This window comes from Tardiphaga sp. (assembly GCF_044340795.1).
Classification (GTDB): Bacteria; Pseudomonadota; Alphaproteobacteria; order Rhizobiales; family Xanthobacteraceae; genus Tardiphaga.
Window position 1 is genome coordinate 1 of the sequence record NZ_JBIISY010000229.1, and the last position, 9,278, is coordinate 9,278.

Genomic DNA, 9,278 nt, shown 5'->3' on the forward strand with positions numbered 1-9,278 from the left:
CCATTTCCCCTCGCGCCCGAAACCCATTATGGTGCGCCTTCGTTTCCATCCGACCGAAGTGTTAACCTCTTTCAGATCAAAGGCTTGGCGGGAAGCCCGCGCCTTTGGAGGACGCCTTGACGACCTATATCTCGACGCGGGGTGAGGCCCCGAAACTCGGCTTTTGCGATGTCATGCTGACCGGACTTGCCCGGGATGGCGGTCTCTACATTCCCGAGGTCTGGCCGCAGCTCTCCAAAGACACCATCGCGTCGCTGTTCGGCCGGCCCTATTGGGAAGTCGCCGTCGAGGTGATCCGCCCCTTCGTGGCCGGCGAGATTTCCGACGAGGATCTCGGCCGCATGGCCAACGAGGCCTATGCCACCTTCCGCCATCCCGCCGTGGTGCCGCTCGACCAGAGCGCGCCGAACCAGTTCGTGCTCGAGCTCTTCCATGGCCCGACGCTGGCGTTCAAGGACGTGGCGATGCAGCTCATTGCGCGGCTGATGGATCATGTGCTGGCCAAGCGTAATCAGCGCACCACCATCGTCGTTGCAACGTCGGGTGACACCGGTGGCGCCGCCGTCGATGCCTTTGCCGGCCGCGACAATGTCGATCTCATCGTGCTTTTCCCGAACGGCCGCATCTCCGATGTGCAGCGCCGGATGATGACCACGACCGGCGCATCGAATGTCCATGCGCTCGCCGTCGAAGGCCATTTCGACGATTGCCAGGCCATCGTGAAAGGCCTGTTCAATCACCACTCGTTCCGCGATGCCGTCTCGCTGTCGGGCGTGAACTCCATCAACTGGGCCCGTATCGTGGCGCAGGTCGTCTATTACTTCACCTCGGCCGTCGCCGTTGGTGCGCCCGGCCGCAGCGTGGATTTCACCGTGCCGACCGGCAATTTCGGCGACATCTTTGCGGGCTATGTGGCCAAGCGCATGGGCTTGCCGGTCCGCAAGCTGCGCGTGGCCGCCAATGTGAACGACATCCTGGATCGCACGCTGAAGACCGGCATCTATGAGGTGCGCGAGGTGCACGCCTCGTCGTCACCGTCCATGGACATCCAGGTATCGTCGAATTTCGAACGCCTGTTGTTCGAGGCTTCCGGCCGCGATACCGCATTGGTGCGCGGGCTGATGGATTCGCTGAAGCAGTCCGGCCGCTTCGTGCTGCCGGAGAAGCTCCTGACCGCGATCCGCGCCGATTTCGAATCCGGTCGCGCCGATGAAGAAGAGACCGCTGCAACCATCCGCACCGCCTGGCGTGAGAGCAACGATCTGATCGACCCGCATACCGCGGTGGCACTCGCCGTCGCCGATCGCGACACCACGGAGATGCATGTGCCGAATATCGTGCTCTCCACCGCGCATGCGGCGAAATTCCCCGATGCGGTGGAAGCCGCCTGCGGCAAGCGCCCGGACCTTCCAGCCTATCTCGGCGACCTGATGACGAAGACCGAAGCAATCAAGGTGATGAAAAACGATCAGAGCGAGATCGAGCAGTTCGTGCTGTCCGTCAGCCGCGCCGCAAAGCAGGGAGCTGCCTGATGGGTGTCGAAGTTACAAAACTGCCGTCGGGTCTCACTGTCGTCACTGATTCGATGCCGCATCTGGAAACGGCCGCGCTTGGCGTGTGGGCCGGCGTCGGCGGCCGCGACGAGAAGCCGAATGAGCATGGCATCTCGCATCTGCTCGAACACATGGCCTTCAAGGGGACCAAGACGCGCTCGTCGCGGCAGATCGTCGAGGAGATCGAGGCTGTCGGTGGCGATCTCAACGCGGCGACCTCCACCGAGACCACGGCTTTCTACGCCCGCGTGCTGAAAGCCGATGTGCCGCTCGGGCTTGAAGTGCTCAGCGACATCCTCGCCAATCCGACGTTCGAGCCGGAAGAGCTGGAGCGCGAGAAGAGCGTCATCGTGCAGGAAATCGGCGCGGCGCAGGATACGCCGGACGATGTCGTGTTCGAGCATCTCAACGAGCTCTGCTATCCCGACCAGCCGATGGGCCGGTCGCTGCTGGGCACCGCAAAGACCCTCAAGGGATTCGATCGCGACATGCTGCAGAACTATCTGACCACGCATTATCGCGGGCCGGACATGGTGGTGGCGGCGACCGGTGCGGTGAACCATCGCCAGGTCGTGCATGAGGTTTCAAATCGCTTCGCCAGCTTTGAAGGGCCGGCCGCACCGAAGCCGCAGCCCGCATCATTTGGCAAAGGTGGCTCCAAGGTCGTGCATCGCGATCTCGAACAGGCCCATCTGACGCTGGCGCTGGAGGGCCTGCCGCAGGCGCATCCGGAACTGTTCAGCCTGCAGGTCTTCACCAATGTGCTGGGTGGCGGGATGTCGTCGCGGCTGTTCCAGGAGGTCCGCGAGAAGCGCGGCCTGTGCTATTCGATCTATTCCTTCCATGCGCCCTATAGCGACACGGGTTTCTTCGGCCTCTATACGGGCACCGATCCGAATGATGCACCGGAGATGATGGAAGTCATCGTCGACATCATCCGTGAATCCGTGGAGACGCTGACGGACGCCGAGATCGCCCGCGCCAAGGCGCAAATGAAGGCCGGTCTCCTGATGGCGCTGGAAAGCTGCAGCTCGCGCGCCGAGCAGTTGGCGCGGCACATGCTGGCCTATGGTCGTCCGCTTACGGCGGAAGAGCTGATCCAGCGTATCGATGCCGTCAGTGTGGAGTCAGCCCGCGATGCCGCGCGTGGCCTGCTCACCCGCAGCCGTCCGGCCGTGGCAGCGCTCGGCGGTGGCCGGGGGCTGGACACGGCGGTGGCTTTTGCGGAAGGATTGACCGGCGTGCGGGACAAGACGCTGCTACACTAAGCGTGTCCCGCAGCTCCACGTCGGAGAGTGACCTGATGGCTCTGTTTCGACTTCCCATGAGTGCGCCGGCTGCGCTGGCGCCGCGCGGTTATGGGCTGTCGTTGCGGGCGCCTGTGATGGGCGACTTTCCGCAATGGGCCGATCTGCGCGAACGCAGCCGTGCTTATCTCACGCCGTGGGAGCCGATCTGGCCGTCAGATGATCTGACCCGGTCGGGCTTTCGCCGGAGGCTGCGGCGCTATGCCGAGGATATTTCCGCGGATCGGGCCTATCCCTTTCTGGTGTTTAGGGAATCCGACGACGCTTTGGTCGGTGGAATCACCCTGGCCAATGTCCGCCGCGGCATCGTGCAGGCGGGGACGATCGGTTACTGGGTCGGCCAGCAATTCACCGGGCAGGGCATGATGACCACGGCCTTGCGGGTGTTGTTGCCGACCTTGTTCGGCGAGCTCAGCCTGCATCGCATTGAAGCGGCTTGCATTCCCACCAATACGCCGTCGGTGCGGGTGCTTGAGAAATGCGGTTTTACCCGCGAAGGGCTGGCGCGGCGGTATCTGTGCATCAACGGGGTCTGGCAGGATCACCTGTTGTTCGGGATGCTTCACGAAGACTTCCGGGGTTAGTTTCCGCAAGAATTGCGCAAGTCAGCCGCCCTGCGGCCTCAACGGCCTTTGGATTGCCGCAAGGACGCTGCTATAACGCGCTCGCACGGCCTTGGGGGTGAGGCGGCGCTAACTATCTGACGATCCGGGGATATTCTCATCATGCCACAATTCGGTCGCAAGCCTGCGCGTGATTTTCGCGCGCTGAAAAGCGTGCTTTTTGTCACCGTTTCCAGCGTTTTTCTCGCCAGTTGCGGCGGCGGTGCGCTGTTCAGTGGCAGCTCGTCCGGCGGCAGCAGCCCGTCCTTCGGCGACCGCTTCAGCCAGCTGTTCGGCGGCAAGTCGAGCGAAGTCGGCAGCCCGCAGGCGGCCCAGGCGACGACGGCGGGCGGCGCGGATAGCGAACTGACCTGTCCGGTCGTCAGCATCCGTCCGGGCGCCGGCACCTATGCGGTCGGCGCGGGCGGCAAGCCCGGCGTCGGCAATGATCTCGCCTATCAGGCGACCATCACGCGCACCGCACGCTCCTGCGATCTCGTCAATGGCCAGGTGTCGATCAAGATCGGCATCCAGGGCCGTGTCATCGTCGGGCCGGCCGGGGCGCCGGAAACGGTGGAGGTGCCGCTGCGCGTCGCCGTGGTGCAGGAAGGCGTCAATCCGAAGCCGATCGCCACCAAGGTGTTCACGACGTCGGTGTCGATGGGCGGGCAGACCAATGTGGAATACAGCCTGGTCGGCGAGGACTTCAGCTATCCGGCACCGTCAGCGGCGGCGAATGATTCGTATGTCTTCTATATCGGCTTCGATCCGCAGGCGTTGAAGCCGCAGCCGACGCGCAAGCGGCGATAAGAGCTGAGGCCCTCATCCTGAGGAGCCGCGTAGCGGCGTCTCGAAGGATGGCCGCGGGCTCGGAGCCCGGCCATCTCATGGTTCGAGACGGCGCTGTGCGCCTCCTCACCATGAGGGGCGGAGTTTGTCCCAGAAACAAAAAAGCCGGCGCGAGATCATCGCGCCGGCTTTTGTTTTCGTAAATCGCTTCGCTCAGTTCAGCTTCGCGCGGACTTCGCCGATGCCTTTTTCGATCAGGCTGTCGGCGACACCGCCCTTCACCGACTGCGACAGCACCTGCGTGGCGGCGGTGACAGCAGCTTCGGCAGCGGCGGCGCGGACGTCGGCGAGAGCCTGGGCTTCCGCCATCGCGATCTTCGCTTCCGCAGACTTGGTGCGACGGGCGACGAAATCTTCCATCTTCACCTTGGCTTCGGCAGCGATGCGCTCGGCATCTTCCTTGGCAGAGGTGATGATGTCCTGCGCTTCGCGTTCCGCCGAAGCATGACGCTTCTTGTAGTCCGCGAGCAGGGCAGCAGCCTCATCGCGCAGGCGACGGGCATCGTCGAGATCCTGCTTGATGCGGTCACGGCGATGATCGAGCGCGGTCAGGATGGTGCGGTGAACGCCCATGTAACCGAACAGCGCGAGCAGCAGGAAGAACGCTACGGCAACCCAGAATTCAGCTTGCAAACCGAACATCGTTTATCCTTTCAGCGACGCGTCGAGCGCGGCGTTGACGGCGCCTGCATCCGGCACGTTGCCGGTGAGACGTTCGACGATGGCAGAAGCCGTATCCGAAGCGATGCCGCGAACATTGCTCATGGCCGTCGCGCGGGTCGAAGCGATGGTCTGCTCCGCCGCTGCCAGCTTGGCATTCAGGCTCTCTTCGAGCTTGGCCTTGGCTGCATCCTGTTCCGCAGTGAGCTTCTCACGGACTTCGGTCGCCATCGCCTGCGCCTTGGCGCGGGCATTGGCGAGTTCGGTCTCGTAAGCCTTCAGAGCGGCGTCGGAATCGGCCTTCAGCTTGGCAGCTTCAGCCAGGTCGGTGTCGAGAACCTGCTTGCGGGCGGCGAGAATGCCGCCGACGCGTGGCAGCGCCAGACGCGAGACGATCAGATAGAGCAGGCCGAAAGCGATCGCGAGCGACACCAGCTGTGAAGCGAAGGTGCTGCTCTCGAAGGGCGGGAACGAAGCCTTGTGCCCGCCATCGGCCTGGGTATGGGATGTGCTCTGACCTTGCGCCACAGCAGTCTCCTTCTCGATCGACGACGCGCCTCCGGGATTGGAGAGCGCGCCGCCAGATCAGGTGTCAGCTTAGACGGCGAACAGCAGCAGCAGAGCGATCAGCAGCGAGAAGATGCCGAGCGCTTCGGTCACGGCGAAGCCGAAGATCAGGTTGGCGAACTGGCCCTGGGAGGCCGACGGATTGCGCAGCGCGCCGTTCAGGAACTGCGAGAAGATCATGCCGACGCCGATGCCTGCGCCGCCCATGCCGAGGCAAGCGATACCGGCACCGATGTACTTAGCTGCAACTGGATCCATGGTAGAACTCCTTCTTGGATAGGTAGATTTGAGAAAGTCGGTTGAGGGTGGATTTCGCGCCCGGCCTTAGTGGCCGGGGTGAAGGGCGTCGTTGAGATAAATGCAGGTCAGGATCGTGAAGACGTAGGCCTGCAGGAAGGCAACGAGCAGTTCGAGGCCGGTCAGCGCCGTGGTCATGGCCAGCGGCAGCAGCGCACCGGCGGCGCCGACGGCACCGAGCGCGCTGAGCGAGGTCACGAAGCCCGCGAACACCTTCAGGGTGATGTGGCCGGCCAGCATGTTGGCGAACAGACGCACCGAATGCGAAACCGGACGGGAAAGGAAGGAGATGACTTCGATCACCATAATCAGCGGCAGGATGTAGATCGGAATGCCGTGCGGGACGAAGAGTTTGAAGAACTTCAGGCCGTTCTTGTAGATGCCGTAGATGAACACCGTGAGGAAGACCAGCAGCGCCAGCGCGACCGTGACGATCAGGTGGCTGGTGGTGGTGAAGGTGTAGGGAATGATGCCGATCATGTTCGCAGTGAGGATGAACATGAAGAGCGAGAACACGAGCGGGAAGAAGCGCATGCCTTCTTCGCCGATGCTGCTTTTCAGCGTGTTTGCGACAAACTCGTAGGAGAGTTCCGCCATCGACTGGAAGCGCGTCGGGATCAGGTGACGGCCGGCGCTGCCGCCCAGCATCAGGATCGAAATGACGGCGACGGCGCCGAACATGTAGGCCGAGGAATTGGTGAAGGCGATTTCCTGGTTGCCGATATGGCCCAGGGTGAAGATCTTCTGGATCTCAAATTGGTGGATCGGATCGGCCATCCAGCTCGGTCTTTCATCTCGGCCGGAAAGTCCGGCGTTGCCCCCGCCGGGATGCCCGGCAATCGATCAGTTGCGCAGGATGCGCGAAATCCTATGGCTTCTTCCCGACGCCGGCCGACCGCATCACATTCATCACGCCGGCAACGAAGCCGAGCAGCATGAAGACGATGAGCCCCCAAGGCGATGTCGACAGCAGACGATCAAAGAGCCAGCCCAGAATCGTCCCGACGACGACACCCGCGACCAGTTCCGAAGAGAGGCGGAGCCCCACGGCCATGGCGGACGCCCTGGCCTGCGGATTTCCGCTTCCACTGTCAGACTGATCGGCCTGCAACTTGCGATCGCCCAAGGTCTTGGACAGTCGGTCATTGAGGCTTCCGAGTCGTGCGGAAAGCGCAGCCTCATCGGGGTCGGGTTGGCTGCCATTGCCGTGATTGCTGCCGTGTCTTCCTGTGCCGTCACTCATATTCCGACACCCGAAAAATGCTGCAATTCCCGGAAAATAACGCCCCGTCGCCCTCTAAAGCCGCGCGGACCATACTTAGCGCCTCATGCCAAGTCAAGATTCGCTGATCGTTGCTTAGTGCTTTGATTCACTTGATTTTATTGGCGAAATTCAAATCTCGCTGCGCGCGGGTGACGCAGCGCGGGAATGACTTTCAACATGATCTAGAGCGCAGATCGCAGAAGATCGTAGGATGGGTCAAGCGAAGCGATACCCATCACCTCTGGCGCTGGTGGTGATGGGTATCGCTCCGGTGCTTTGCGCCTCCGCTCAACCCATCCTACGGCACCGGCGCATGCTTCCCGGATTGCGCTCCGCTCCATCCGGGATACGCTCACGGTGCGTTTAATCCCGCCGGAGCCTTCATGTCCCAATCCATCGATTACTATTTCTCGCTGCCGTCGCCATGGGCCTATATCGGCCATAAGCCCTTCATGGAGCTCGTGAAAACCTACGGCCTCACGGTCAATTACAAGCCGGTGTTCCTGGGTGAGCTGTTCGCCGAGACCGGCGGCCTGCCGCTCGGCAAGCGGCATCCGGTGCGGCAGCGCTATCGGATGCTCGAATTGCAACGCTGGCGCGAGAAGCGCGGACTCGATTTCAAGCTGCAGCCGAAGAACTGGCCGTTCGATGGCCGGCTTGCAGATGGCACGGTGATCGCCGCATTGGAAGCCGGGCATGATCCCGATGCCTTCCTGCGCAAGGCCTATGCGGCGGTGTGGGAGAAAGAAGAGAACCTCGCCGATCCCGCTGTGCTCGCGCGTCTTGCCGACGAGGCTGGGCTTCCCGGCAAGCAACTCGTCGAGCGTTCGCCCTCGGCGGAGATTTCCGCGAAATACGCGCAGAACCAGCAGGACGCGCAGGCGGGCGATGTGTTCGGCTCGCCGGGCTACGTGCTGAATGGCGAAGTGTTCTGGGGGCAGGACCGGATCGAGTTGCTGGGTGATGCGTTGAAGTCAGGACGCGCACCGTTCAAGCAGCCATAAGCTCGAATGTAGGGCGGATGAGCGCAAGCGTAATCCGCCGCGGAGTTCCAGTTATGAGCTCGGCCGGCGGATTACGCTCCGCTAATCCGCCCTACGGCCCCGCGATACAATGGAGCACTCCAATGCAAACTACACATTCAGTGCCTCTCTTGTGTGTGATCTCCCTGCTCGGCATTGCCAGCGCTTCCGCGCAATCGCTGCCCGATGGTGAGAACGGCCGCTACACATTGTCTCCAGTGAAGGATGGCGTGGTGCGTCTCGATACGCGCACCGGCACCGTCTCGACCTGTGCCGACGCCGGCAACGGCTGGACCTGCCGCGTGGTGCCGGATGAGCGTGCCGCGCTCGATACGGAAATCGGGCGGCTGCAGAAAGAGAATGAGTCGCTGAAGACGCAGCTCGCTGCGAAGAGCGACGTGGCGCCGAAGCTCAAGGAGAGCGAACGCAAGATCGAGATCCCGCTGCCCAGCGATCGCGACATGGATCGCATGATGAGCACTGTCGAGAATGCGTGGCGGCGACTGGTGGAAATGGCCGGACGGCTGCAGCGCGATTATGGCGGGAAGATTTAGGCCGTTCAGAAGCGGCGGAGCCTCTAACCTCTCCCCGCGCAGGGCGGGAAGAGGTTAGAGGAGCGGCAGAAACGCGTCGCTGCGGTGAACGGTAATTCGGTCCACCGTTCCCTCAACAAGGGCACAAAAACTTCGGAACGTGTGATCCTGCGCAATGTTTTCCCCACAGACATCACGACAAATGAAGTGAGGAACCCATGAAGAAGACAATCATCGCCAGCACGCTCGCTCTCGCCCTCTCGACGTCGTTCGCTGCAGCGCAATCGACCACGCCGACGCAGCCGGGATCGCCGACGCCATCGGCCCAGCACAACAACATGGCTCCAAAGGATATGAACCGTGACGGCAAGTCGGACCGCATCGGGATGACCACGGGCTCGTCCGCGACGCGCACCGCCCCGAATGCAGGCGCGGCAGGAGCCGGTAACAACGGTAACTCGATGGGTGGATCGAACAGCTCGGTCAATCCGAGCAACTCCGCCGGCAGCGGGTCGGGCTCAGCGGGCATGCGCTGATCGCATTCAGGTGGGAAGCCCCGGTTCACGCCGGGGCTTTTTACTTGGGGTCTCAGGAAATTACTTGGGGTCTCAGGAAAGGAAGGGC

12 protein-coding genes are annotated in these 9,278 nt (G+C 62.4%); 6 read left to right on the forward strand and 6 right to left on the reverse strand.

Going from position 1 to position 9,278, the window contains the following annotated elements; translation table 11 throughout:
* The first annotated feature begins 116 nt into the window (after positions 1-116).
* The 4 genes from thrC to ACIQ17_RS26480 all read left to right on the forward strand — a co-directional run bounded on the left by thrC (position 117) and on the right by ACIQ17_RS26480 (position 4,272).
* Positions 117-1,532: a threonine synthase gene (gene thrC / locus ACIQ17_RS26465; RefSeq protein ID WP_398472288.1), complete on the forward strand. Its 1,416-nt coding sequence runs from the start codon at positions 117-119 to the stop codon at positions 1,530-1,532.
* A complete protein-coding gene (locus ACIQ17_RS26470; RefSeq protein ID WP_398472289.1) occupies positions 1,532-2,821 on the forward strand; it encodes a M16 family metallopeptidase in 1,290 nt (429 codons plus the stop codon). The genes thrC and ACIQ17_RS26470 overlap by 1 nt, the downstream gene beginning before the upstream one ends.
* 35 nt (positions 2,822-2,856) lie before the next feature.
* Positions 2,857-3,444: a GNAT family N-acetyltransferase gene (locus tag ACIQ17_RS26475; protein ID WP_398472290.1), complete on the forward strand. Its 588-nt coding sequence runs from the start codon at positions 2,857-2,859 to the stop codon at positions 3,442-3,444.
* Between the two features lie 141 nt (positions 3,445-3,585).
* Positions 3,586-4,272, forward strand: coding sequence for a hypothetical protein (locus tag ACIQ17_RS26480; RefSeq protein ID WP_398472292.1), 687 nt, complete (start codon positions 3,586-3,588; stop codon positions 4,270-4,272).
* Between the two features lie 192 nt (positions 4,273-4,464).
* Here the strand turns inward: ACIQ17_RS26480 and ACIQ17_RS26485 are convergent, their stop codons facing one another.
* The 5 genes from ACIQ17_RS26485 to ACIQ17_RS26505 all read right to left on the reverse strand — a co-directional run bounded on the left by ACIQ17_RS26485 (position 4,465) and on the right by ACIQ17_RS26505 (position 7,078).
* Entirely contained in the window at positions 4,465-4,953 is a 489-nt protein-coding gene (locus ACIQ17_RS26485; protein ID WP_398472294.1) for an ATP F0F1 synthase subunit B, read from the reverse strand.
* A 3-nt stretch (positions 4,954-4,956) separates the two neighbouring features.
* Positions 4,957-5,499 (reverse strand): F0F1 ATP synthase subunit B', encoded by a 543-nt coding sequence (locus tag ACIQ17_RS26490; protein WP_398472296.1) that lies wholly within the window; start codon positions 5,497-5,499, stop codon positions 4,957-4,959.
* A gap of 69 nt (positions 5,500-5,568) precedes the next feature.
* Positions 5,569-5,796, reverse strand: coding sequence for a F0F1 ATP synthase subunit C (locus ACIQ17_RS26495; RefSeq protein WP_006022884.1), 228 nt, complete (start codon positions 5,794-5,796; stop codon positions 5,569-5,571).
* 66 nt (positions 5,797-5,862) lie between these two features.
* Positions 5,863-6,612, reverse strand: a complete 750-nt coding sequence (locus ACIQ17_RS26500; RefSeq protein WP_398472298.1) for a F0F1 ATP synthase subunit A — start codon at positions 6,610-6,612, stop codon at positions 5,863-5,865.
* 91 nt (positions 6,613-6,703) lie between these two features.
* Positions 6,704-7,078 (reverse strand): AtpZ/AtpI family protein, encoded by a 375-nt coding sequence (locus ACIQ17_RS26505; RefSeq protein ID WP_398472300.1) that lies wholly within the window; start codon positions 7,076-7,078, stop codon positions 6,704-6,706.
* 404 nt (positions 7,079-7,482) lie between these two features.
* On the opposite strand from ACIQ17_RS26505, the gene ACIQ17_RS26510 reads away from it, so the two are divergent.
* On the forward strand, positions 7,483-8,103 hold the full coding sequence (locus ACIQ17_RS26510) for a 2-hydroxychromene-2-carboxylate isomerase (protein WP_398472301.1): 621 nt from the start codon (positions 7,483-7,485) through the stop codon (positions 8,101-8,103).
* A 122-nt stretch (positions 8,104-8,225) separates the two neighbouring features.
* Positions 8,226-8,675, forward strand: coding sequence for a hypothetical protein (locus ACIQ17_RS26515; RefSeq protein ID WP_398472302.1), 450 nt, complete (start codon positions 8,226-8,228; stop codon positions 8,673-8,675).
* Between the two features lie 172 nt (positions 8,676-8,847).
* Here ACIQ17_RS26515 and ACIQ17_RS26520 read toward each other — a convergent pair.
* Positions 8,848-9,278, reverse strand: a 431-nt coding sequence (locus ACIQ17_RS26520; RefSeq protein WP_398472303.1) for a hypothetical protein, incomplete at its 5' end; no start/stop codon positions are given.